This window comes from Nocardia salmonicida, assembly GCF_036142455.1.
Classification (GTDB): Bacteria; Actinomycetota; Actinomycetes; order Mycobacteriales; family Mycobacteriaceae; genus Nocardia; species Nocardia salmonicida.
Map to the genome: position 1 here is coordinate 3188561 of NZ_CP108014.1, position 23801 is coordinate 3212361.

At 68.3% G+C, this 23801-nt stretch carries 25 protein-coding genes; 12 read left to right on the forward strand and 13 right to left on the reverse strand.

Annotated elements, in window-relative coordinates; all coding sequences use genetic code 11:
- Nucleotides 1-57: 57 nt before the first annotated feature.
- Nucleotides 58-717 (reverse strand): response regulator, encoded by a 660-nt coding sequence (locus OHS03_RS15115; RefSeq protein WP_056809783.1) that lies wholly within the window; start codon nucleotides 715-717, stop codon nucleotides 58-60.
- Nucleotides 718-771: 54 nt separating this feature from the next.
- A complete protein-coding gene (locus OHS03_RS15120) occupies nucleotides 772-1947 on the reverse strand; it encodes a sensor histidine kinase (protein WP_062983469.1) in 1176 nt (391 codons plus the stop codon).
- A gap of 55 nt (nucleotides 1948-2002) precedes the next feature.
- Here OHS03_RS15120 and OHS03_RS15125 point away from each other — a divergent pair, with 55 nt between their 5' ends.
- The gene (locus OHS03_RS15125; RefSeq protein WP_328663423.1) at nucleotides 2003-2770 is read left to right on the forward strand and encodes a sulfite exporter TauE/SafE family protein; all 768 of its coding nucleotides are present in this window, start codon (nucleotides 2003-2005) and stop codon (nucleotides 2768-2770) included.
- Here OHS03_RS15125 and OHS03_RS15130 read toward each other — a convergent pair.
- Nucleotides 2767-3417 carry a TetR/AcrR family transcriptional regulator gene (locus OHS03_RS15130; protein WP_371852058.1) on the reverse strand — a complete coding sequence of 217 codons (651 nt, stop codon included), beginning with the start codon at nucleotides 3415-3417 and terminating at the stop codon, nucleotides 2767-2769. The genes OHS03_RS15125 and OHS03_RS15130 overlap by 4 nt on opposite strands.
- Before the next feature lie 135 nt (nucleotides 3418-3552).
- On the opposite strand from OHS03_RS15130, the gene OHS03_RS15135 reads away from it, so the two are divergent.
- The 3 genes from OHS03_RS15135 (at nucleotide 3553) to OHS03_RS15145 (ending at nucleotide 7373) form a co-directional block, all read left to right on the forward strand.
- Nucleotides 3553-5085: a TldD/PmbA family protein gene (locus OHS03_RS15135; RefSeq protein ID WP_328663424.1), complete on the forward strand. Its 1533-nt coding sequence runs from the start codon at nucleotides 3553-3555 to the stop codon at nucleotides 5083-5085.
- An 8-nt stretch (nucleotides 5086-5093) separates the two neighbouring features.
- Nucleotides 5094-6473 carry a metallopeptidase TldD-related protein gene (locus OHS03_RS15140; RefSeq protein ID WP_328664242.1) on the forward strand — a complete coding sequence of 460 codons (1380 nt, stop codon included), beginning with the start codon at nucleotides 5094-5096 and terminating at the stop codon, nucleotides 6471-6473.
- A 63-nt stretch (nucleotides 6474-6536) separates the two neighbouring features.
- Nucleotides 6537-7373 (forward strand): HAD family hydrolase, encoded by an 837-nt coding sequence (locus OHS03_RS15145; protein WP_328663426.1) that lies wholly within the window; start codon nucleotides 6537-6539, stop codon nucleotides 7371-7373.
- On the opposite strand, the gene OHS03_RS15150 is transcribed toward OHS03_RS15145, so the two are convergent.
- On the reverse strand, nucleotides 7366-8517 hold the full coding sequence (locus OHS03_RS15150; RefSeq protein ID WP_328663428.1) for an erythromycin esterase family protein: 1152 nt from the start codon (nucleotides 8515-8517) through the stop codon (nucleotides 7366-7368). The two genes, OHS03_RS15145 and OHS03_RS15150, sit on opposite strands and share 8 nt — an antisense overlap.
- An 81-nt stretch (nucleotides 8518-8598) precedes the next feature.
- On the opposite strand from OHS03_RS15150, the gene OHS03_RS15155 reads away from it, so the two are divergent.
- The gene (locus OHS03_RS15155; RefSeq protein ID WP_328663429.1) at nucleotides 8599-9306 is read left to right on the forward strand and encodes a TioE family transcriptional regulator; all 708 of its coding nucleotides are present in this window, start codon (nucleotides 8599-8601) and stop codon (nucleotides 9304-9306) included.
- Between the two features lie 75 nt (nucleotides 9307-9381).
- Here OHS03_RS15155 and OHS03_RS15160 read toward each other — a convergent pair whose 3' ends face one another.
- Nucleotides 9382-10671 carry an acetyl-CoA C-acyltransferase gene (locus OHS03_RS15160; protein WP_328663431.1) on the reverse strand — a complete coding sequence of 430 codons (1290 nt, stop codon included), beginning with the start codon at nucleotides 10669-10671 and terminating at the stop codon, nucleotides 9382-9384.
- 78 nt (nucleotides 10672-10749) lie between these two features.
- Nucleotides 10750-11130, reverse strand: coding sequence for a PPOX class F420-dependent oxidoreductase (locus tag OHS03_RS15165; RefSeq protein ID WP_328663434.1), 381 nt, complete (start codon nucleotides 11128-11130; stop codon nucleotides 10750-10752).
- 104 nt (nucleotides 11131-11234) lie between these two features.
- Here OHS03_RS15165 and OHS03_RS15170 point away from each other — a divergent pair, with 104 nt between their 5' ends.
- Nucleotides 11235-11939, forward strand: a complete 705-nt coding sequence (locus OHS03_RS15170) for a DUF8817 family protein (RefSeq protein WP_328663435.1) — start codon at nucleotides 11235-11237, stop codon at nucleotides 11937-11939.
- A 37-nt stretch (nucleotides 11940-11976) separates the two neighbouring features.
- On the forward strand, nucleotides 11977-12975 hold the full coding sequence (locus OHS03_RS15175) for an SMP-30/gluconolactonase/LRE family protein (RefSeq protein WP_328663437.1): 999 nt from the start codon (nucleotides 11977-11979) through the stop codon (nucleotides 12973-12975).
- Nucleotides 12976-12995: 20 nt separating this feature from the next.
- On the opposite strand, the gene OHS03_RS15180 is transcribed toward OHS03_RS15175, so the two are convergent.
- Nucleotides 12996-13565 carry a class I SAM-dependent methyltransferase gene (locus tag OHS03_RS15180; protein ID WP_328663439.1) on the reverse strand — a complete coding sequence of 190 codons (570 nt, stop codon included), beginning with the start codon at nucleotides 13563-13565 and terminating at the stop codon, nucleotides 12996-12998.
- Nucleotides 13566-13620: 55 nt separating this feature from the next.
- Between OHS03_RS15180 and OHS03_RS15185 the strand changes: the two genes are divergently transcribed.
- Together OHS03_RS15185 and OHS03_RS15190 are read left to right on the forward strand one after the other, a co-directional pair.
- Entirely contained in the window at nucleotides 13621-14388 is a 768-nt protein-coding gene (locus tag OHS03_RS15185; protein ID WP_328663441.1) for an AraC family transcriptional regulator, read from the forward strand.
- Nucleotides 14389-14510: 122 nt separating this feature from the next.
- Entirely contained in the window at nucleotides 14511-15275 is a 765-nt protein-coding gene (locus OHS03_RS15190; protein ID WP_328663443.1) for a 2-phosphosulfolactate phosphatase, read from the forward strand.
- A gap of 28 nt (nucleotides 15276-15303) precedes the next feature.
- Here OHS03_RS15190 and map read toward each other — a convergent pair whose 3' ends face one another.
- Nucleotides 15304-16071 (reverse strand): type I methionyl aminopeptidase, encoded by a 768-nt coding sequence (map, locus tag OHS03_RS15195; protein ID WP_063006469.1) that lies wholly within the window; start codon nucleotides 16069-16071, stop codon nucleotides 15304-15306.
- 60 nt (nucleotides 16072-16131) lie between these two features.
- Complete coding sequence (locus tag OHS03_RS15200; RefSeq protein ID WP_405147038.1) at nucleotides 16132-16947, reverse strand: mycofactocin-coupled SDR family oxidoreductase; 816 nt, start codon at nucleotides 16945-16947, stop codon at nucleotides 16132-16134.
- 118 nt (nucleotides 16948-17065) lie between these two features.
- On the opposite strand from OHS03_RS15200, the gene OHS03_RS15205 reads away from it, so the two are divergent.
- Nucleotides 17066-17329, forward strand: coding sequence for a helix-turn-helix domain-containing protein (locus OHS03_RS15205; RefSeq protein ID WP_301900960.1), 264 nt, complete (start codon nucleotides 17066-17068; stop codon nucleotides 17327-17329).
- A 24-nt stretch (nucleotides 17330-17353) separates the two neighbouring features.
- Here OHS03_RS15205 and OHS03_RS15210 read toward each other — a convergent pair whose 3' ends face one another.
- Both OHS03_RS15210 and OHS03_RS15215 read right to left on the reverse strand, forming a co-directional pair.
- Nucleotides 17354-19762, reverse strand: coding sequence for an MFS transporter (locus OHS03_RS15210; protein WP_328663445.1), 2409 nt, complete (start codon nucleotides 19760-19762; stop codon nucleotides 17354-17356).
- Between the two features lie 238 nt (nucleotides 19763-20000).
- The gene (locus OHS03_RS15215) at nucleotides 20001-20840 is read right to left on the reverse strand and encodes an NAD-dependent protein deacetylase (protein ID WP_328663446.1); all 840 of its coding nucleotides are present in this window, start codon (nucleotides 20838-20840) and stop codon (nucleotides 20001-20003) included.
- 132 nt (nucleotides 20841-20972) lie between these two features.
- On the opposite strand from OHS03_RS15215, the gene OHS03_RS15220 reads away from it, so the two are divergent.
- A complete protein-coding gene (locus tag OHS03_RS15220; RefSeq protein WP_056809820.1) occupies nucleotides 20973-21428 on the forward strand; it encodes a hypothetical protein in 456 nt (151 codons plus the stop codon).
- On the opposite strand, the gene OHS03_RS15225 is transcribed toward OHS03_RS15220, so the two are convergent.
- Nucleotides 21403-22242 carry an SGNH/GDSL hydrolase family protein gene (locus OHS03_RS15225; RefSeq protein WP_328663447.1) on the reverse strand — a complete coding sequence of 280 codons (840 nt, stop codon included), beginning with the start codon at nucleotides 22240-22242 and terminating at the stop codon, nucleotides 21403-21405. The genes OHS03_RS15220 and OHS03_RS15225 overlap by 26 nt on opposite strands.
- A gap of 91 nt (nucleotides 22243-22333) precedes the next feature.
- Here OHS03_RS15225 and OHS03_RS15230 point away from each other — a divergent pair, with 91 nt between their 5' ends.
- The gene (locus tag OHS03_RS15230; RefSeq protein ID WP_328663449.1) at nucleotides 22334-22909 is read left to right on the forward strand and encodes a TetR/AcrR family transcriptional regulator; all 576 of its coding nucleotides are present in this window, start codon (nucleotides 22334-22336) and stop codon (nucleotides 22907-22909) included.
- 24 nt (nucleotides 22910-22933) lie between these two features.
- Here the strand turns inward: OHS03_RS15230 and OHS03_RS15235 are convergent, their stop codons facing one another.
- The gene (locus tag OHS03_RS15235) at nucleotides 22934-23776 is read right to left on the reverse strand and encodes an acyl-CoA thioesterase domain-containing protein (protein ID WP_328663450.1); all 843 of its coding nucleotides are present in this window, start codon (nucleotides 23774-23776) and stop codon (nucleotides 22934-22936) included.
- Nucleotides 23777-23801 lie beyond the last annotated feature (25 nt).

Genomic DNA, 23801 nt, shown 5'->3' on the forward strand with positions numbered 1-23801 from the left:
CGATCTATCCCGTCAACGCACGAGCGCCCGATTTTTCTCCCGAGCGGGACCGCGTGCTCAGCCACCGGGCCGGACGAGCCCGGTTTCGTAGGCCAGCACCACCGCCTGCACCCGGTCGCGCAAGCCGAGTTTGGTGAGCACCCGGCCGACATGTGTCTTCACCGTCGCCTCCGACAGGAACAGCGCCGCGGCGATCTCGGCATTCGAGCGGCCGACCGCGATCTGTTCGAGCACCTCGCGTTCGCGTGCGGTGAGGACGTCGAGGATCTTCGGGTCGCGCAGACTCGTCGGGTCCTCGGCGACGAGCCGGTCCAGCAATCGCTTGGTGACCTTGGGCGACACCACCGCGTCACCGCCTGCGACGCTGCGGATGGCCGAGATGAGGTCCTCGGGTGGGGTGTCCTTGAGCAGGAATCCGCTCGCGCCGGCGCGCAGGGCACCGAGAGCGTGTTCGTCGAGGTCGAAGGTGGTCATCACGAGCACCCGCACACCCTCGCCCGCGGCCACGATCCGCGCGGTGGCGGTCACCCCGTCGACGACGGGCATCCGCACATCCATCAGCACCACATCGGGGCGCAGTTCGCTCGCCCGCCGCACGGCCTCGTCGCCGTTGCCCGCTTCGCCGATCACCTCGATGTCGGGGTGTGCGCCCAGCACCATTTTCAGGCCCATCCGCATGAGTTCCTGATCGTCCACCACGAGCACGCTGATCGGCATTGCCTCACCCTAATGCGCACGGCAGCGCAGCGTCCTTCGGTTATTTCGCGTAAGTCAGTCCGTTTCGGAGCGCAGCGGGAGGTCGGCCCGTACCCGCCAGCGGCCGTCGTCGAGTCTGCCCGCGCTCAGGGTGCCGCCGAGCACCGCGACTCGCTCGCGCATCCCGACCAGCCCCATCCCGGCACCGGGAATCTCGGCGCCGGGGCTCACCTGCGCGGGAACGCCGCCGCTGTCGGTGACCTCGACGAGGATGTCCTCGTCGCGCCGATGCACCCGGACCACGGCCTTCGGCTCCGTTCCCGCGTGACGCAGGGTGTTGGTGAGCGATTCCTGCACGATGCGGTGCAGCCCGAGGCTCACCTCGGGGGCGATGTCGTCGAGTTCACCGGTCAGTTCGAGGTCGACGGCCAGACCCGCCTCGCGCATCATCTGGGCCAGCTTCGCGATACCCGCGCTGCCGTGTTGGGGCAGCAGTTCCGGGGCGTGCTCGGTGCGCAGCAGCGCGACGGTGCGGCGCAGCTCGCGCAGGGCCTCGCGCCCGGTTCCCGCGATGGTGGCAAGCGCGCGTTCGGCGGTTTCGGGGTCCTCGCGCAGGGCGTATTTGGCGCCGTCGGCCTGCACGATGATCACGCTCACCGCGTGCGCGACCACATCGTGGAGTTCGCGGGCGATGCGGGTGCGTTCGGCGGCGACCGCGTCGTGCGCGCGACGTTCCTTGTCGTAGTCGGCGACCGCGAGCCGGGCCGCGACCTCGGAGTCGTACGCGTGCCGGGCGCCGTTGAACTCGGCCAACGTCCAGCACAGCGCGTAGATGAGCCCGGCCATCGCCAGATCTCCACCCCGTGGCTGGTCGAGCAACAGGACCGACAACGCCATGTCGAGCGCGAGGAAGGCGAGGAAGATGAGGCCCTCACGTCGGCCCACGTAGGCGACGAGCGTGTAGAGCATCACCCCGAGGCCGATCAAGGCGACGTGGTCGGCGGAGTGTTCATCGGTCAGGTAGCCGATCAGGGTGTTCAGCAGCGACAGCACCAGCAGCGCCGCCGAGACCGCCCGCGGGTACACCCGGCGCAGGATCAGCGGCAACGGCAGAATCACCGAGAAGAACAGATAGACGACCTTGTTGCGTTCGTCGCCCACCCCGAGGGCGTCGAGCAGCAGGAGCAATCCCGCGAGGATCGAGTCGGCGACGATGGGTCGTCCGCGTAGCCACAGGCTGAACCGGCGCACGGGGCCAGCGTAGCCCCGGCTGGCTTTCCGGCCGTGATCTTGATTGCCTGGACGCGTGCAACTCGGAGACTGGACGGTCCTACTGGTGGCCGCCGCGGCGGCGGGCTGGGTCGACGCCGTGGTCGGCGGCGGTGGGCTGATCATTCTGCCGACGCTGTTCCTCGTCGTCCCCGGCATCGCACCGCAGACCGCGCTCGGCACCAACAAGCTCGCCGCCCTGGCGGGTACCGCGACCGCGGTGGCGACCTTCGCGCGCAGGGTGCCGATGCAGTGGAAGGTCCTGCTGCCCGGTGCGGTGATCGCCGCGATCACCGCCGCGTGCGGCGCGGCGGCGGTCTCGCTGATCGACCGTGAGCTGTTCATCCCCCTGGTGATGGTGGTGCTCGTCGGCGTGGCGGTGTTCGTGACCTTGCGCCCCTCGGTCGGCCTGACGATGGCCACCCATCCGCCGACGCGGCGCAGGGTGATCCTGGTCGTCGGCCTCGCATCCGGGCTGATCGGCCTCTACGACGGACTGCTCGGACCGGGCACCGGCACCTTCTTGATCATCACCTTCGCGACGCTGCTCGGCACCGAGTTCGTGCGGGCGGCGGCGATGGCGAAAGTGATCAACTGCGGGTCGAACGTGGGTGCGCTGCTGTTCCTCGGCTCGACCGGACACATCCTGTGGGGCCTCGGCGCCGGCATGGCGGTGGCCAATGTCATCGGTGCGCTGATCGGTTCGCGGATGGCATTGGCCAAGGGCGCCGAGTTCGTTCGGATCGTGTTGCTCGTCGTCGTGGTGGTGATGGTGATCCGCTTGGGGTGGCAGCAGTTCGGTTAGCGCACCGGCTCCGACGGCGCGGAGGCGGCCAGCCAGGGCTGCAGGACCCGCGAGGTGGTCTCGTGGATCTTGCGGTGCAGGCGTTCGCCGTCGTCGACGCCGTGCTGGGGCTGTTGGAACAGCACGGTCAGCGCCCCCGATACCGCGCCGACCACGGCGCCGACCAGCGCCGCGGCGCCGACCTCGTCGAGTTCGTGCGGGAACGCGAGGTGCAACTGGTGGGCGATCTCGCGCTGCGCGACCAATTGCGCGTGCGCGGCACGACCACTCACCGAGGGGACAGTGCGCGAGACCCGCGCCCGCAGCGCGGCCACCCGCGAGCTGATGTCGTCGACGAGGCGTTCGCCGGGATTGTCGCCCGCGGCGCGCAGGGCCCGCAGCAACACTTCCACCGGCCGCTCACCGGGCCGACGCGTGGCGATGGCGGCGACCGCCGCGCGCACCCGTTCGTCGCTCTCGGGGAAGAGCAGATCTTCTTTGCTCGCGAAGTAGTTGAAGAAGGTCCGGGTGCCGACCTCGGCCTCGGCCGCGATCTCGGCGACGGTCGTTTCCTCATAGCCTCTGGCCTCGAACAATTCGACGGCGGCCACGAGGATCGCACGACGGGTTCGTTCCCTTTTTCGATCACGCAGGGCAGATGGCGGCACGGCGGGGACCCTACGGCATTTTCGGCGTCGCTCGCGGGATGACCGGAGTCCGCGCGTCACGACGACAACCGACACATGTGCGCCGGAAGCGGTTGCGGCGCACATGTGTCGGTGGCACCGGTTAGCGTAGGTGCGGTGAGGGATACCACGACTTCCAGAGATGTGGATGCGGAGTTCCGCGCGCTCGGGCTCGCTACCCTGGCCGAAGCCGCGCTGTCGGCGGCCCGCGCGGCAGGGGCCGAGCATGCCGATCTGCGCGTGCAACGCTTGGTGTCACAGTCGATCCGGTTGCGCGACGGTCGCGTCGAAGCCGTCACCGACTCCACCGAGCTGGGGCTGGCAGTGCGCGTGATCGTCGACGGCACCTGGGGTTTCGCCTCCCACGCCGCGCTCACGCCCGACATCGCCGCCGAGGTCGCGCGCCGCGCGGTGACCGTGGCGAGGGCGCTGCGTTCGCTGAATCGGGAGCGCGTCGAACTGGCCGACGAGCCGCGCTATGACGACGTCTCATGGGTCTCGGCCTACGACCTCGACCCGTTCGCGGTGCCGACGGCCGACAAAGTGGCGCTGCTGCAGGACTATTCGGAACGCCTGTCGGCCGCCGATGGCGTCGACCATGTCACCGCCTCGGTCTTGCAGGTCAAGGAGCAGACGTTCTACGCCGACACCGCGGGTTCATCGATCACCCAGCAGCGGGTGCGCCTGCACCCCCAGTTGGCCGCGGTCACCGTCGATTCCGCGTCCGGGGTGTTCGAGACGATGCGCACCCTGGCCGCGCCCGCGGGTCGCGGCTGGGAATACGTCACCGGTGCCGACGGAACCTGGGACTGGACGGGCGAACTCGCCCAGATCCCCGGTTGGCTGGCCGAGAAGGTGAAGGCGCCCAGCGTTGTCGCGGGCCCCACCGATCTGGTGATCGACCCGACGAACCTGTGGCTGACGATCCACGAATCCATCGGCCATGCCACCGAATACGACCGCGCGATCGGCTACGAATCCGCGTACGCGGGTACCTCGTTCGCGACTCCCGATCAGCTCGGCACGCTGCGGTACGGCACGCCGATCATGCACGTCACCGGTGACCGCACCCAGGTCAACGGCTTGAGCACCGTCGGTTACGACGACGAAGGCGTGGCGGGCCAGCAGTGGGATCTGGTGCGCGACGGCGTCCTGGTCGGCTACCAGCTCGACCGCGTGTTCGCCCCACGTCTGGGCCTCGACCGCTCCAACGGTTGCTCGTATGCCGATTCGCCGCACCATGTTCCGATCCAGCGGATGGCGAACGTGTCGTTGCAGCCCGATCCCGAACGCGACACCAGCACCGCCGAGTTGATCTCGCGGGTGCAGGACGGCATCTACATCATGGGCGACAAAAGCTGGTCGATCGATATGCAGCGCTACAACTTCCAGTTCACCGGTCAGCGATTCTTCCGCATTCGCAACGGCGAACTGGACGGGCAGCTGCGCGATGTCGCCTACCAGGCGACGACCACCGATTTCTGGGGGTCGATGGAAGCGATCGGCGGACCGAGTACCTGGCAGCTCGGTGGCGCGTTCAACTGCGGTAAGGCGCAGCCCGGTCAGGTGGCGGCGGTGAGCCACGGCTGCCCGTCGGTGCTGGTGCGCGGGGTCAACATTCTCAATACCCGGACGGAGGGCGGTCAGTGAACGAGGGTCTGTTCCCGGCGGGCGCGGTGGTCGAGCGTGCGCTGGCGGCGTCGAAAGCCGACGAGGCGATCGTGATCGTCACCGACGCGCACGATGCGTCGCTGCGGTGGGCCGGCAATTCGATGACCACCAACGGTTCGTCGATCTCGCGGGAGTGGGCGGTGATCTCGGTGTTCCGTGACGGCCCGAACACCGCGCGGGTCGGCTCCATCAGCTCCACCAGCGTCGACCCCACCGAGATCGAGGCCGTGGTACGCGCCAGCGAGCAGGCCGCTCGCACGGCGGCCCCCGCCCGCGACGCGATGCCGCTGCTCGAACCCACCGACGACGACACCGCCACCTGGGATCAGGCGCCCGGCGCCACCGAGATCGCGGTGTTCACCGGGTTGGCGCGCGAGCTGTCCACCGGATTCGACGGCACCGATCGCCTCTACGGTTTCGCCCACCACCAGGTGCACACCACCTGGCTGGGCACCTCGACCGGTATCCGCCGACGGTTCAGTCAGCCCACCGGTTCGGTGGAGATCAACGGCAAGCGGGGCGAGGGCAAGGATCTGGCGAGCGCGTGGGTGGGTGTCGGCACCGCCGACTTCACCGACGTCGACACCCCGGGTCTGCTGGCCGAGTTGTCGCGGCGCCTCGACTGGTCCAAGCGCCGCGTCGAGCTGCCCGCGGGCCGCTACGAGACCCTGTTGCCGCCGTCGTCGGTCGCCGATCTGATGATCTATCTGGCGTGGAGCATGGAGGGCCGTGGTGCGCACGAAGGCCACACCGCGTTCTCCCGCGCCGGTGGCACGCGCGTCGGTGAGCGGCTCAGCGACATCGCGCTGACCCTGTTCTCCGACCCGAATGCGAGCGGTCTCGAATACCGGCCGTTCGTGGCGACGCCGTCGTCGTCGGAGTCGCTGTCGGTGTTCGACAACGGACTGTCCGCGCAGCGGGTGGACTGGATCAGCGACGGCGTCATCGAATCGCTGGTCTATCCGCGCGCGACGGCTGCCGAATTCTCCGCCCCCGCAACAGTTCCCGGCGAGAACCTGCTGCTCACCGGCGGCGGCGACGCGTCGCTGGACGACATGATCGCGCGCACCGAACGCGGCCTGCTCCTCACCTGCCTCTGGTACATCCGCGAGGTCGACCCCGCCACGCTGCTGCTCACGGGATTGACCCGTGACGGCGTCTACCTCGTCGAGGACGGCCAGGTGACCGGCGCGGTCAACAACTTCCGCTTCAACGAGAGTCCGCTCGACCTGCTGCGGCGGGTGTCAGAAGCGGGCGCCACCGAGATCACCCTCCCCCGGGAGTGGAAGGACTGGTTCACCCGTACCGCCATGCCCCCGCTGCGTATCCCCGATTTCCACATGTCGTCGGTGAGCCAAGCCACCTAGCGGGTGCGGGCGCGCACCGGGTCGACCGACTTCGCCGTGGTCGGCGCGTGAAAGCATGATCGGGTGACTGGTATCCGGATGTTCGCCACCGACCTCGACGGCACCTTGCTGCGTTCCGATCGCACCGTCTCGCCGCGTACCGCCGAGGCCATGGCCGGTGCGCAGGCCGCGGGCATCGAGGTGGTGTGGGCGACGGCGCGTGCCCGCCATTCGGTGCACGAGCTGGCGCAGTCGTGCGGTTTCCGCGGAAAAGCGGTGTGTGCCAACGGCGCTGTGCTGCTCGACCTCGCCGACGGCACCCCGGAGATCATCGACACCGTCTCGATCGACACCGGCGCGGCGGGAGCGGCGATGGCGCAGATCCGCGCGCTGATTCCCGGTGTCGTCTTCGCCAATGTGGGCGCCACCCGGTTCGTCGCCGAGCCCGCCTATGCCGCCCTGTGCAAGTTCACCGATCATCACCGGAACCCGCACGAGATGGAATTGTCGGACACCTTGCCGACGGGCGTCGACGCGATGGTGAAGATCGTCGCCCGTCATCCCGAGCTACCGGGCGCGCAGCTGTACCGCAAGGCGGTGGCGGTCGGAATCACCGGAGTGGAGCTGACCCACTCCGGCGCCGCGTACATGGAAATGGCCGCGGCGGGTGTGTCGAAGGCCAGCGCGCTGGCCCGATTGTGCGCGCTCGACGGCATCGACCTCTCGGAGGTCGCTGCCGCGGGGGACGCGCTCAACGATGTCGCCATGCTGACCTGGGCGGGTACCGCGCTGGTTCCGGCCAACGCGGTACCCGAGGTCATCGCGCTGGCCGACCGGGTACTCCCGACCAACGACGAGGACGGTGTCGCCTCCTACCTGGAGGAATTGGTGGGTGCGTCACCGCGCCACTCGGCTAGCTGACAGGTGTCGGAGCCCGACCCACGCTGAGGTGCAGGACCGTATCCGTCACGTGCACTGTGTCCGTATCCAGCGGGAAGTATCCCTGCTCCTGGGTGACGTCGGTGCGGGTTCGTCCGGGTCCGATCTCCGCCGCCGGGACCAGACCCCACGTGTCGATGCGGTTCTGCAGCGTGTGTTCGAAAGTACCCGGCGCGGGTTCGGCGAGTTCGAGTCCGTCACTGCGTCCCAGGCTGCCGAGAATCACCCCGTAGTGCTCCCCCAGGAGCGATCCGACGATCGCCCCCGCACCGGACCAGACGAGCTCCATCGGCCCCATCTGCATGACGCTGGTGTTGCGCCGCAGGTGCAGGTTGTGCGAGTACACCAGGGTCGGCCCACGGCGCGCTTCGATGGACCGGATGTCGAGCAGGTTCTGGGCCATGAGTGCGTCGCGGGAGGCGGCCAGGCTGTTCCATCGCACGCCGTCCTCGGTCGGCTGAGCCGCCTGCCGGTGATACCGGAGCAAGCCGAGTCCGGCGGTGAGATGGACTTCCGCCCGTCGCCACTCGGCGAGCGAGGTGGCCGCGATCCGCTCCGGCGCGCGCGTGTAGAGCAGGGTGAGCAGGTCGTCGGCGATCACCCGCAACCGCTCGGCCTCGGGGGTGGTACCGGGCGAGACGTTCGCGTCCAGGACCGCTTCGGCGCGGCTCCATCGCTCGTCGCTGCCGGCAGGTCCGCTGATGTCGAAGTCGAGCTCCAGGTAGTCGCGGGCGAATTCGAGATAGGTCCGTGGGCTGGGCGCACTCATCGTCTCCATCGCGGCGTCGAATCCGTAGAAGCCGACCTGATCTTCGGCCGGGAGGCCCGCGTTGTGGTCGCGCAGCCAAGCGACCAGTTCCCGGTTGCCTGCGAGTTCGCCGAATTCGTGCGAGAAGCCTGTTCGCATCACCTCGTCGAAGGCACCGTGGCCGCCTCGAACGAACTCGTCCACGGCGAGCGCGGCAACCCGATCAGTTTCGAGAGCGATCGATCGGAACCCACTGGCCACCAACTCGACGAACAGTTCGTTGCGGACCGACGCGAAGCCGGGTTCTTTGTGCGTCGGTTCCCCGAGCGCAAGCAGTTCACAGGACGAGCGGACGAAGTCGCTGATTTTCTGACTCATATCTATCAATCGTATCGTTGAAAGAACGGTTGAGACTTGATCAGGCACTCTTCGCACACTATGTCGTAAAGTCTCAAAACAGTGAGAACCCTACGACCGTCCGACCTCGCCCGCGAGCACGCGATCTCGACCCAGGCAGTCCGCAACTACGAACAGGACGGCTGCCTGCCACCGGCCGAGCGCACCCCCACCGGCTATCGGATCTACACCGAACTGCACGCGACAGCGCTGCGCACCTACCTGACCCTGATCCCCGCCTACGGCCACGCGACCGCGGGCGACATCATGCGCGCACTGCACGAGGACGACCTCGACAAGGCCCTCACGATCATCGACCGCGGGCACAGCAGGCTCCTGCGAGACCGTGAGACCCTCACCTCGGTGCACCGAGCCGTCGACCACCTGATCGCCGAATCGAGCTCTGAGACAACACATTCAGCGGGCACGAGAACCATCGGCGAACTCGCCCACCACCTCCGAATCACCCCGGCCACCCTCCGAGCCTGGGAAGCGGCGGGCATCCTCTCCCCCGACCGCGATCCGGCCACCGGGTACCGCCGCTACGGCCCCACCGATCTCCGCGATGCCGAACTGGCGCACATCCTGCGCCGCGGCCACTACCGCCTCGACCACATCGCCGCCGTCATCGGGCAGATCCGCGCCGCGGGCAGCACCGAAGCGTTGGCGAAAGCCCTCGCCGACTGGCGAGCCGGACTCACCGCTCAGGGCATCGCCATGCTCGACGCCGCCGCCGCGCTGAGCCGATATTCGGCTGTGCCGCGCCACTAGTACCGCGCCGCGCGCTGATCGCGATCCACTCGGCCGGGCGCACCGTCCCCGCCCCGGTGCGCCCGACTGACCTGTTCAGACCCGCTCGAGCACCGCCGACGCGCCGATGCCGCCTGCCGCGCAGATCCCCAGCAGTGCGGTCTCTTTCCCCGTGCGGGCCAGTTCGTTGGCCATGGTGGTGACCATGCGGGCACCGGTGGCGCCGAAGGGATGACCCAGCGAGATCGAGCCGCCGTGCACGTTCAGCTTGTCGAGGTCGACGGAGCCGACGGGCTCGTCACGATCGAGCCGGGCTTTGGCCCAGTCGGTGCTCTCGAGCATGCGCAGTACCGAAAGAGTCTGCGCGGCAAAGGCTTCGTGGATATCGACGAGGTCGATGTCGGCCAGGGTCATGCCCGCCTTGTCGAGGGCGCGCGGCATCGAGATCGCGGGGCCGATGAGGACCTGATCGGCGGGGTCGACGCTGACGAAACTCCAGGAGCGGAAGGCGGCCTGCGGGGTGAACCCGAGGGCGCGCGCCTTCTCCTCGCTCATCAGCAACACCGCCGACGCACCGTCGGTGAGCGGGCTGGCATTGCCCGCGGTGACCGTACCGTTCTTCTCGAACACCGGTTTCAGGGTGGCGAGCTTCTCGATACTGGTGTTCGCGCGGACGAGTCCGTCGACGTCGATCAGCGTGCCCGACGGGGTGGTGACCGGCACGACCTCGTCGTCGAAACGCCCCGAGGCGATCGCGGCCGCGGCTCGCTGGTGCGATCGGGCAGCGAAGGCGTCCTGATCAGCGCGCGAGATCCCGTTGATGCGGGCCATCTTCTCCGCGGACTCGCCCATCACCTCGCCGGTGGTGCGCTCGGAGATCTTCGGCTGACGCGGCAGGATGTCGGTGAACGGCGCGAGCTGACGGACCACGTCGAGGTAGTCCATCGCCTTGGGCTTGCCCAGTGCCACCGGCGCGACCGCGTGCACGACCTTCTGCGGCAGTTTGATCTCGGCATTGCTGGTGGAGTCGCTGCCGCCGGCGATCATGATGTCGTACTCGCCGCGCTCGATCGCCGCGGCCGCCGAGGTCACCGCCTGCAGACCGGACGCGCACGCGCGGGTGACCGTGTACCCCTCGCATCCGAAGTCCAGATTCAGGTCCAGGGCGATCTCGCGCGCGATATTCGGCGCGTGACTGGGCAGGACCACCCCGCCCCAGACGATCGACTGGATCTCGCCGGGCGCGATCCCGGTCCGCTCGATCAACCCCTGGACGGCCGCACCGGCCAGGGCGATGCTGTCGAGGCGGGTGAAGTCGGTGAACGCGCGCACGAAGGGGGTGCGAGCACCCGCGACGACAACGGCGCGGCGGCGCTTCTCGGCCATGGGGATCCTCTCGAAGAGCGAGTGAACCCCCACGGTATCCGATACCGGCAGTACTAGGTACTGATTCCGGGAACGGGATCAGGCCGGCGTGATCTCGATGCCGATCGTGCCTGCTTTCCCGCGGCGCAGATTGCTGGCGAGGATCACCAGCGGGCCGGTCAGCCAGTACTTACGGCGCACCCCCGACCGCACCTGCTCGGTTTCGGCGGCGTCGAGCAGTCGGGCGGTCCCGGTGACGACGGCGCCGTGGGCGGATCCGCGCGCGTTGCACGGTTGCAGCGTCACCTCCGGATTGCGCCGGATGCGCTTCACTTTCCAGCTGTCGGTGACCGTCCAGACATACAGCTTGTCCTCGCGGGCGACAGCCCACAGCGGCGTCCCGACCGGTGTGCCGTCTTTGCGGAAGGTGGTGAGGAGTACGTAATTCGCGGTCGCCAGTTCGCCGAGGCGGTTAGTCATGCCCGCAGCCTAATGGGCGCGGGGCCGGTCGAAAGATTATGGGCGCTCGCGCGAAAGTCTTCGTAGCCTCGGAAGCGAATCGACTCCCTGGCGAAAGGCCGACGATGACCGATACCGCGGTACCCCTGCTGTGGAGCGGTGACCTGCCGAGCACCCTCGAGTTCTACCGGGCGCTCGGCTACACCGTGACCCATGAGCAAACCCGCCCCTATGTCTACGGCGCGATCGAACACCACGGCTGTGCCCTGCATTTCGCGCCCGCGCCGAAGGGCATCGAGCTGCCGGTGGAGCACGCGGGCGCGCTGGTGATGGTCGACGACGTGGCCGCACGTCATGCCGAGTACACCGCCGCACTGCGCGCCCACTACGGCAGGATTCCGAGCAAGGGTCGCCCGCGGATCACCCGATTCCGTCCGGGTCAGTCCCGGTTCTCCCTGGTCGACCCGGTCGGGAACACCGTCCTCGTGATCCAGCGCGACGAGCCCATGGAACTCGAGTACGGCGGCTCGCGCGAGCTCGAAGGCCTGACCCGGGTTCTCGACAATGCCCGCATCCTGCGCGATTTCAAGAACGACGACCGCGCGGCCACCCGCGTTCTGGAGACCGGCTTGCGCCGTTTCGGCGCCACCGCGACCGCGCTCGACCGGGCTCGCGCCTACACCGCCCTCGCCGAACTCGCCGTCGTCGCCGGGGACACCGAACGGCTCGCGCACTGGAAAGCCGAACTCGACACCGTCGAATTGACCGACGAGGAGCGCGCGGCGATCGCTGACTATCTGCTCACGGCCGCGCCTACCCCGACCGACTGAACCGGCCTGGTGTCCGGTCGGCCAGTAGGCTTCGATCATGCGCGGTCGATCGAAGGAACTCATCACCCGTCGGCGGCGGACCCGTTGTCGGGCAACAGCAGTCACGGTTGCCGCCGCCCTCGGGGTCGGCCCGATGGGTGCCGCACAGGCCGGTGCGCCGTCGTGCGCCGACGGCTGGCACGCCGAGGTGCTGGCGGCCGATCTCGGCGGCTTGGAGAATCTCGAAGACGACGGCCGCGGCGGCTTCTACCTCAGTGGCATCGTTCGCGGCGAGCTCCTGCACGTGGCCGCCGACGGGCAGGTCACCACCGTCCGCACCGGCCTGGACAACCCCGCCGGGTTGCGCCTGATCGGCGAGGACCTCTATTTCGTCACCGGTGACGGCACCACACCGAACGGCGGCGGCACCCTGAGCCGACTCCACCTCGGTACCGGCGAAGTCACCGTTCTGCTGCCGAATCTGGTGCAGCCCAATGGATTGCTCCTGCTGCCCGACGGTGACCTGCTCATCTCCCAGCTCTCCGTCCCCTGGCCCCCGGTCGGCATCAGCCGCTACCGCCCCGCCACCGGCGAATTCACTCTCGCCTGGTCGCCCGTGCCCCGCCCCAACGGCCTCGCACTCGCACCCGATCACCAGGCAGTGATCACCGAGGACGTCGCGACCTCACAACTCCTACGAGTCCCCCTCGACGCCCCCGACCGCCCCACCCCCATCGCCACCGTGAACGACGGCCTGCTGCCCGCACTCGACGACCTCGATGTCACCGCCGCCGGTCTCGCCTTCGTCACCGGCGACTATTCCGGCAGCGTCTACCAGGTCGACCCGACCACGGGCACCTGGTGCACCCTCGCCACCGGCTGGACCACCCCGCGTGGACCCCTTCCCACCCCGCCGCCCATCGGCCCCACCTCGGCGCGCCTCGCCCCCGATCCCATCACCGGAGCCTGGTCTCTCTACGTCACCAGCATCGACGGCACCCTCCGCCGTCTCCGCCCGCCCGCCGCACTGGACCTCACTCCCTCCTTCCTCCGCTGAACACCTCGACCGATGGCCGGTCAGCGGGGCCGCTCGGCCCGGAAACGGAACATGGCACGACCGGTTTCGACGTCGATACCCGTGAAGCCTGCCGATGCCAGTCGGTCGGCGAGGGTATCCGGCGGGACCGGCACACACGTGTCACCCAGGTGCTGGAGCCGAAACAGCCGAGTGTCGAGGCCGTCCGAGCCTGCGAAGACACCGCCCGGTCGCAACACCCGCAGTGCTTCGGCGAACAGGTCGTCCTGTTGAGCGGGTGACGGCACGTGATGCAGCATCGTGAAGCAGACGACCGAGTCGAACTCCGTGTCCGGCAACGGCATCGCTGTCGCGTCACCGTCCACCACCCGCAGATCTCCGGCGAATCGGGTGCGTAGACGCGCGGCCAGCACCGGGTCGATCTCCAGACCGGCGAGGGAGACCGCCCGGTCCCGCAGGGGTGCCACATTCGCGCCGAAACCCGGGCCGATCTCCAATGCCGACGGGCCGAGTTCCACGTCGCGCGTCACCCAGGGCACGATCCGCGTCGCCGTCACCCACTCCCACGCCGCGGTCCGACACATCAGCCTGTGCCAATAATTCATCGCCATGGCCACGACGTTAGGAGCCCTTGGCCGTGGCCGAAAGTCATTACACTGCCAGACCATGTCGCAGAACAGACAGAACCTCGTTCTGGCCGCGGACATCGGTCCGACGGCGATGGTGTTCGGCACGGGAGTCCTCCCGGCCGGGTACTGGTTCGATGGGCATCGCCATCCTCAGCACCAGATCGCCTGGGCGGGAAGGGGAGTCATCGGGATCGAGATCGGCGCCAACCAGTGGGTGCTACCGCCGACCAGGGCCTTGTGGATCCCCGGCGGGATCGCGCATCGCACCGGGACGACGGCCGGCGCCGATATGCGCGGCATCTTCGTCGAACCCGAACGGTGCCCGACCCGGTTCGCCGGGCCCACCCTGCTGAGCGTCTCCGCGCTGCTGCGAGAACTCTTCGACCACATGACATCGCGACAGTTGCCGGACGATGAACGAACACGCGCCGAAGCGATGGTGTTCGACCTGCTCGAGCCGGTCGACGTCATCCCGATCGGTGCACCACTGCCGACCGACCCACGAGCTCGGGTGGTAGCCCAGGCCCTGCTCGACGACCCCGCCGACGACCGCACCCTCGCCGCATGGGGTCCGCACGCCGCGGCCAGCTCCCGCACCCTGGCCCGCGCGTTCCGCGCCGAGACCGGCATGACCTTCGCGCAGTGGCGGACCCAGATCCGCCTGGCCGCCTCGCTGACGCCCCTGGCCGACGGTGTACCGGTGACCCGCATCGCCGCCCGGGTCGGCTACCGCAGCGCCAGCGCTTACGTAGCCGCGTTCCGACGAGCGGTCGGCACCTCGCCGGGCCAGTACTTCGCCCGCTAGTCACTCGCTCGGCAGGCCACCGGGAGCCAGGATCGATCGGATTTTCGCGCAGCGTGCGGCGAGCACTGGTGTGGCGCCGATCTTCGTGGTGGACTGGCGGATTCGGCTATCGGGAGGTCAGCGTGCGATCGGCACCGCAGTGGGCACAGCAGGACGGGTTCGGGATTCGGGTCGATTGGGGGCGGACCGGGGCGGCGGTGCTCGGGCCGGGGGCCGGATGTCTGGTGGTGATCGATGTGTTGTCGTTCACGACGTCGGTGTCGGTGGCCACCGCGGCGGGTACCGCGGTGTTCCCGTATCGGTGGCGTGATGATTCGGCGCGGGTCTTCGCCGAGGAGAACGCCGCCGAACTGGCCGTCGGACGGCGGGAGGCCGGTCCGTGGTCGTTGTCGCCGGCGGCGATCCGGCGGGCACCGTTCACCCCCCGACTGGTGTTGCCCTCCCCCAACGGCTCCACCATCGCCGCCGCGGTCGAGGGGACACCGGTCGTCGCGGCATGCCTGCGCAATGTCAGTGCGGTCGCCGACTGGCTCGTCGCCCACCACTGGGGCACTCCCGATCAACCGATCGCGATCATCGCCTCGGGCGAGCACTGGCCGGGCACCGATACTGTGCGACCGGCGCTCGAGGACTGGCTCGGCGCCGGTGCGCTCGCTGCCGCGCTGATCGATCGCGGCCTCACCACCCCCTCCCCCGAAGCACACACGGCGGCAAACGCATTCCAGGCGACAGCGGACGTCGGCGCCTCGATCGTCGACTGCGCGTCCGGCCGTGAACTCGCCGCGATCGGCTTCGCCGACGATGTAGGCATCGCGATCGAACGGGATGCCGATTCCACGGTTCCGGTGCTCACCGACAACGCTTTCGTCGACATCCGACGGGGATAGCAGGGACACGGTCAGCGTGGAACGGCAGTCAGTCCTGAGAGGTGAGGATCCGCGGGCCGTCGGCGGTGACGGCGATGGTGTGCTCGCTGTGCGCACAGCGAGAGCCGTCGGCGGAGCGGATGGTCCATCCGTCGGCGTCGGTGTAGACCTTCGCGGTACTCGCCGCGAACCACGGCTCGATCGCCACGGTGAGGCCGGGCCGCAACCGGAACCCCCGGCCCGCCCTGCCATCGTTGGCGATATGCGGATCCTCGTGCATGGTCCGCCCGAGTCCGTGCCCACCGAACTCGGTGTTGACCGGATATCCGTACCCGCGTGCGACATTCGCGATCGCGGCGGAGATGTCACCGATCCGGTTGTCCGGCTGCGCGGCCGCGATCCCGGCGGCCAGAGCTTCCTCGGTGGCCCGCACCAGGCGCTCGTCCGCGGGCGCCGGGGCCCCGACGATGAACGAGATCGCCGAGTCGGCGACCCACCCGTCGATCGACACGGCCAGATCAGCCGTCAGCAGGTCTCCGTCGCGCAGCACGTAGTCGTGCGGAAGTCCGTGCAGCACAGCATCGTTCACCGCAAGGCACACCGTATTGCGGAACGGTCCGCGCCCGAACGACGGCGAGTAGTCCCAGTAGCACGACACCGCGCCGCGCTCGCGAATCCGTTCCCGCACATACGCTTCCAGCTCGAGCAGGTTCACCCCGACCGCCGCGCGGTCGCGCACCCCGGCCAGCACGTCGGCGACGAACCGGCCGGTCACCCGCATGCGCTCGATCTCCGCGGGCGATTTCAACTCCACCATCACGCCTCCAATTGGTATTTTCATACCGACACTAGCGGCGCCGGTATAAAAATACCAATCTCAGCGGTTCAGGTTGCCCATGTCCACGGGGATCTGCGCGCCGGTGATCTGACTCGCCTCGTGCGAGCACAACCACGCCACGGTCGCCGCGATCTCCTCGGGCTGACAGATGTGGCTGGGGAGCGCGTTCATGAAGATGGGCGCGAGGGTGGATCCGTACTCCTCGAACAGTGGCCCCATCTCGTTGATCTGCATGCCGGTCGCCACGCCCGCCGGGTGGATGGTGTTCACCCGGATCCGGTGTGCGCCGAGTTCGTTCGCCATCGTCTTGGCCAGCCCCGTGATCGCGTGCTTGGTCGCGACGTAGTGGCCGGTGAACGGAATGCCCTTGATGCCCGCCACCGAACTGGTGAACACCATCGCACCGCCCTCGCCCTGCGCGATCAGGTGTGGCACAGCGGCTTTCGCGGTGTGAAAAACGCCCGTGAGATTGACGTCGATGGTCTCGCGCCACTGCTCGGCCGTGATCTCCCACGACATCGCCGCAGAACAGATCCCCGCGTTGGCCACCACCACATCGAGCCTGCCCAACTGCCCGATGCCCGCCGTCAGCGCCGCCGAGAGCGCGTCGAAATCGCGCACGTCGACCTTGCTCGCGACGATCTTGCCGCCTGCCGCTTCGACCAGCTTCACGGTCTCGGCCAGATCCGCCTCCGTCGCGCCCGCGTAGCTGGTGCTGGCGAACTCCGCGCACGCGTCGATCGCGATCACGTCGGCGCCTTCCTCGGCGAAACGCACCGCCTCCGCCCTGCCCTGCCCGCGTGCCGCTCCCGTGACGAAAGCGACCTTGCCCTCGAACCGTCGTGTCATTCCCATGCCTTTCGAACCTCGATGTCCTCCCTTGACACCTACCACCGCCACCGCTCGAGCGAGGCGAAACGGAGATCCCTACTCAACTTGGCCAACCCGTTCGCGAGGACATACCATCGGTCACATGGTCCGTCTCCCGCTCAGCCCCGCGCAGGTCGAAGCGGGCCGCCGTCTCGGCCGCCGCCTTCGCACCGCACGCGGCGATCGCGACCTCGCCGAGGTGGCCCTGCGAGCCGGCATCTCCCCGGAGACGCTGCGCAAGATCGAGTCGGGCCGACTGCCCTCCCCGGCGTTCGGCACTGTCGTCGGCCTCGCCGAAGCCCTCGCGATCCCCTTGGCCGAACTGGCCGAGTCCTACCGCGACGAGCAGGTCGCCGAGTCCGCCTGACCATCGCGCGTCGACCTCGACCGCCTACCGGCGGTTCATCGACTCCTCGTTGTCGTATCCCAGCGTCACATCGTGGGTGATCTCGCCGCGCGTCACCGAGACCTGGCTCGCGACGGGTGGGTATCCGCGCGCGACCACGGTGTACTCCCCTTCGGGCAGGTCGGGGACCAGATACCGGCCCTTCTCATCGGTGCGCGCCGTCGCCGCCGGATCGCCACCCGAGTCCAGCACGGTGATCTGTACGTCGGGGACGGGGCGCTCGCCGTCCACCCAGGCCGAGCCGAGCAGAATCGCCATCGGTTCGAGGTCGATATCGCGCTGTAGCGAACCCGTCTCCGGCACGGTCAGCGCGACCGCCGAGGGACGCATGTGGTCGGCCACCGCGACCAGGGTGTAGGTGCCGCTCACGACGTCGCGGCACACGTAGGTACCGTCTTCGCCGGTGATCGCCGCACCCACCACCTCGCCCTCGGGGTCGGTGAGCGTGACCGTGGCGCCCCAGAGCGGTTCGCCGCGACGCGCCGACCGCACGATCCCGGTGAGTTCGCCCGCGCCGGTCAGCATCAGGTCGACGTGCTGGGCGCGCTCGCCGATCGACACGCTCACCGCCTCGGGCTGATGGCCGGCCGCGGCGGCGATGAGCACATAGTTGCCCGGTCGCGGCGCCTCGATCACGTACGCGCCGTCGGCGTCGCCGTTGCCGCGGGCCACCTGGCGCCCGTGCTGGTCGATCAGGGTGAGCGTGGCGGCGGGCACCGGACGCGCGTCGTCGCGGCGCAACAGTCCCGCGATCACCCGACCGCTCGAGACGGGGTGCAGTTTCCCGGCCATCTCGTGCGCGTCGTGCAGGCTCACGTCGCGCAGCAGGGTGGCATCGTCGTGCTCCTGCGGTGCCGGATCCTCCTGCAGCGGAATCTCTTTCATGAACACCAGCACCAGGCAGGCCACCACCGCGAGGTCGGCGGCGAGCAGGAACACGCTGTGCATCGAGTCGGTGAATCCCTCGAGGATCGGGATCCGCAAATCGTCGGGCAGGGTGGCGATGCCGCTGGTGTTGCTCAACAACCCCTCGAGCTGCGCCCCGTCGAAACCGGCGGGCAGGCTCCCACCGAAGGCTTCCAGGATCGAACCGGGCAGCCGGTCGAACAGCACCGTCAGGAACACCGCGACGCCGAGCGTCCCGCCGAGCTGACGGAAGAAGGTGGCCGCCGCGGTCGACACGCCCATCTCGGTGCGCCCGACCGCGTTCTGCGCGGCGATGATCAGCGTCTGCATGCAGCAGCCGAGGCCGAAACCCATGATCGCGCTGAAGGCGAGCGGCTGCCACAGCGGACCGTTGTAGGTGACCCGCGCGAACAGAGCGCACCCGATCGCCAGGATCAGCGCGCCGAGCACCGGCAGCACTTTGTAGCGCCCGGTGGCTTTCGTGATCAGCCCGGATATCTGCGCGCCCACCATGATCCCGAGCACCAGCGGCAACATCAGCAGACCCGCCTCGGTCGGCGAGAAACCACGCACGACCTGGAGATACTGCGGCACCATCGTGATCGCGCCGAACATCGCGACACCGACGAGGAACCCGCCGAGAATCGCGATGCTGAACGTGGAGCTGCGAAACAGCCGCAGTGGGATCAGCGCCGAGTCCTTCATCAAGAATTCGACCAGGACGAACAGCAGCAGTCCGGCCACGCAGATGCCGTAGCAGAGTAGCGATTTCGGCTCGGTCCAGCCCCACACCCGACCCTGCTCGGCCACGATCAACAGCGGCACCACACCCACGATGAGCGTGATCGCACCGAACCAGTCGATCCGGCTCTGTTGGCGTGTGTGCCCCACGTTGAGCACCTTCGCGACCACGAGGAACGCCAGCACCCCGACCGGCACGTTCACCAGGAACACCCAGCGCCAGCCCTCGATGCCGCCGAGACTCTCGTAATCGGACAGGAATCCGCCGACCACCGGGCCCAGCACCGTCGCGATGCCGAACACCATGAGGAAATACCCCTGGTAGCGGACCCGTTCGCGCGGGGGCACGATGTCACCGACGATGGTGAACGCCAGCGACATCAACCCGCCCGCGCCCAAACCCTGGAAGGCGCGGCACCCGGCCAGCTGGTACATGGTGGTCGCGAAGCAGCAGGCCGCCGAACCGATCACGAACAGCGCTATCGCCAGCAGATAGAACGGTTTGCGTCCGTAGATGTCGGCGAGTTTGCCGTAGAGCGGCGTGGTGACGGTGGCGGTGATCAGGTATGCCGTTGTCGCCCATGCCTGTTCATCGAACCCGTCGAGGCTGTTCGCGATGCGGACGATCGCGACGCTGACGATGTTCTGATCGAGCGCGGCGAGGAACACCCCCAATAGCAGGCCCGACAGAATGGTGAGCGTCTGGCGGTGCGTGAGGCGTGATTCGGCAACGACGGTATCGGTCATGGAAGAAGCCCTGGTTCTGATCGGCTGGCAAGTGGGGGTCGATCATTCGGCCCACACGAGGGCCGACAACCCCGCTGCGAGGAAAACATTGCGCCGCGGGTGGAACTCTTCATGCACTGGTGCGCCGAGCTTACCCACGTCTGATTTCCCGCCGTCACCGAGGGATCAAGTTATCGATCATTTCACCGGGAAACGAGAGCCCCCGGCGCTGGGAACTGTCAGTTCGGCGGACGCGAATTCAGCAGCCGAGTTCGGCGAGCGCGCACAGAGTTTCCGAACACCCCGCGTCGATTCGGAGGGTGGCCAGTTCGTCGCCGCGAGTGCGCCCGCGATTCACGATCACCACTGGCACACCGTTTTTCGCGGCTCTACGCACGAACCGAAGGCCCGACATCACCGTCAGCGAGGAACCGGCCACCAGAATCGCCCGCGCCTGTTCGACCATGTCGAAAGCGGCTTCCACCCGATCGGGCGGAACGTTCTCCCCGAAATACACGATGTCGGGTTTCAGCATTCCGCCGCACGCCAGGCAGTCGACCATCCGGAATCGGTCGGTATCGGACACCACGGCGTCCGCGTCGGGCGCCACTTCGATACCTGTCGCCCCCGCCGAAACATTCTCCGCGAAACCGGGATTGACGGCTTCGAGGTGTTCCGCGAGCGTCATTCGCGAGATCAGATTCGCACAATTCAGGCACCGCACTCGCGCGTAGGTTCCGTGCAGATCGATCACCCGCCGCGCCCCCGCCTTCGTGTGGAGCAGGTCCACATTCTGGGTGATCACCCCCGACACCGCACCCGCCCGTTCCAGCCGCGCGAGGGCGCGATGACCGGGGTTGGGCCGAGCGGCGTCCATGCGCCGCCAGCCGATGTGGTTGCGTGCCCAATACCGTTGCCGGAAGACCGGGTCACCGACGAACTGCTGATAGGTCATCGGCGTGCGCGCCGGCGAGTCGGGGCCGCGGTAGTCGGGAATCCCGCTGTCGGTGCTCAGGCCCGCTCCGGAGATCACCACGGTGCGGCGACCGCTCAGCAGCTCGGCCGCGCGTTCCACCGCGTCGGTGGTGTCGTCCACCATGGGTCCCACTCTACGAGCGGGGCGGCACCGTCTCGCGCGGGGGACGAACACGTCGGGCCGAGTTGCGTGCGGTGGGCGCGCGGCGACATGATTATTCCTCCGCCCGGCATCGACCGCTGCAGAGGAAAACCTATGTCCGACACCGATGAGTACGACCGCACCGCGCTCAATGCCGCGGTCGACGGGACCATCGTCACCGTCCGCCGGATGTTCTATGTCCTGGGTGACGAGGTCGACCGCACCGAGGGTCCGATCGAATTCACCTTCCACAACGGTTCGACTCTGCTCTTCGACGCCGGTACCGACGGCGCGGAACTACGCATCGGTGGAGCACCGTGGCGGGACCCGTTCGAGCCGCTGGTCGACCCGGTCAATATCGAATACGTCGCCAACTCCGGCAAGTACACCGCCTTCGACGTCACCGACGAGGCACCCTACGACGAGCTCACGGGCCGTCGCGTCGACGCGGTCTCGGTGGTGCCACTGGCCGACGGCCGCCCCCGTGCGGCAACCCTGTACCTGGGCACGGGCATGGTGAAGGCGGAGTCGATCGCCGACGAACTCATCGTGACCTTGATTTCCGCCTGAGCGCCTCGCCGAGCCATCGACCGACCAGGTCGGTGACGACGGCGCCACCCTGGTCGCTGAGGTGGATGTGGTCGACCAGGAGTTCGAGATGGTGACTGCGGGCGACCTCGTCCCAGCTCCGGCCGAGTAGGTAGTGCTTCGCCGCGGCACGGAAGGCGAGCGGAAAGCCGAAGTCGAATGGTGTTGCAGGACCGCCGGATCGGCGGAGTCGATCCGCGAACTGTTCATGGACGGGCAGGTAGTCGATTCCGGCGGTAGCGGCGATGCTCTCGATCGCGGCGTTGAAGTCGCCGAGACGATGGTTGATCGAGGCCTCGAGGTCTTCACCGAGGGGCGGTAGCGAGAGCAGCGCGACCCGCGCGGAGGTCTGGGATTCGATGCGGTCGACGAGCGCACCGAGGTCGGCGCGATACCGGTCGACCGATACCTCGCCGCGCACATCGTTGGTACCGACCAGCACCACCACCGCGTCTGGCCGACAACGCACCACATCCGTGTCGACCCGTCCCAGCAGGTCGGCGACGGTGTTGCCGTTGACCCCGGCATTGACGAACGTGTAGCCGGCGAACTCGGGCCGCTCACGCAGGGCGCCGACCCAATCCGCACCGAGGGTGCCCTGGGTCATGCTCGCCCCGGCCGCCACCACGACAGGCCCGGAGCCCGTCGGCCGCCCCGCACCGCACGCCTGCGACGGCGGGTTCGCGGGTGACCGCAGAAATGTGAGGTAGCCGACGGCGCCGCCCGCTCCCAGCACGCCGACAAGGAACAGGGCGGCCGCGATGAGGATCGGTTTCTTCGGAATTCGTCGCAACACAGTGATGACCTCCGGGTCCGGCAGGGTTAGTGATTACTAACCCCCAGTGTGGGCTAGTGTTCACTAACTGTCCAGCGCGAAAGGACGACGGGTGAGCACACGGGAACGGATCCTCGACGCCGCGGCGGAGATTCTGCGGACCCACGGTGTCGCACAGGCCACCACCAAGCAGATCGCCCACGCGACCGGCGTCTCGGAACCGACGCTGTACAAATACTTCGGCGACAAAGAGCGCCTGCTGCTGGCCGTCCTGCGCGAACGCGTCCCGGGGCCGTCACGAAGGGCGATCACAGCGGGCGAGGGCACGGTCGAGGACAACCTCACCGATGTGGTCGAGGCGACGTTGGAGTTCTATCAGCGATCGATCCCGATGCTGGGCGCGCTGCTGGCCGACCCCCAGCGGATGGCCACCCACCGGGAGACGATGAGCCGCCTCGACGCCGGCCCCGACAGGGCGGTCGAGTCGTTCGCCGGTTATCTGCGTGCCGAACAGGATCTGGGACGAATCGCCGCGACCGCAGATCCCCACGCGGTCGCGTCACTGCTGAACGGGGCCTGTTTCCACCAGGCGTTCCTGCGCTACTACGCCGCAGGTGCCGACGCCGAGCCCGCGCCGCGTTCCTACGCGGCGACACTCGTTCGGTCGATTATCGCGCCGCTGTGGTGAACGCCGAGCGATCGCACGCCTTGCCTACTGCCGGACCGCCTCCGCCACGAACGACTCCGACAGTTCGTCGATGACATCGCCGCGGATCTGCCTGCGCTCGTTGGCGAGCGCGGTGGTCGTGCAGATACCGAACGCGCCCTGCTCGTCGTAGAGCACCGCGGCACCCGCCGCGATCCCGTCGTCGCTGAGGTGGCTCTCCGCCTCGATGCCCATCTCGCCGCCGACGGGCATGCGCGAGAACGTGATCGACACATCGGTGTTGATGAAACCGATTCCCTCGGTGCCCCAGTTGGTGACCAGGCTGGTCTGCTCGCCGGTCATCGCGGCGTAGCAGAACGGCGACGACTCCTCCCCCGCGATCACGGGGATATTGCGTACCCACTTGCGTTTGCGGGTGTCGTTCTGATGTTCGGTCATATTCGCCGACCAGCCCTGCCCGTCACTGCCGAACAGGTGCATCACCTCGTCGATGGTGGCGAGCACGTTCGGCGGCGGTACCGGGCGAGCGCGGTCGTGGCGCCAGACCTCGCCCGGCGGCTGGGTCGAACGCTTCAGCAGCAGCGCGCTGCCGCGAGCGACGATCTCACCGTCGGCGCGCGCGACGATCGTCGCCGAACGGACCCGGTTCCCGTCGCGCACCAGTTCGCTGGCGACTGTCAACGGCACGGCGGGCACCGCACGGTGCAGGTCGATGGTCAGTCGCGCCGGGGCGAACCCCTCGGAGCAGTAGCGCGCTTCCACTTCGCGCGCCATCAACCCGCACACCGGTGGCCCGGACAGCGTGCTGGGCGACCACAGGCTCAGCGAGTACCGCATCGGCGTGTAGACGCCGTCCGCGTGCGTGAAATAGCCAGGGGAGGTACTCATCGTGCCCCTTTCCTCCGCGGGCGCC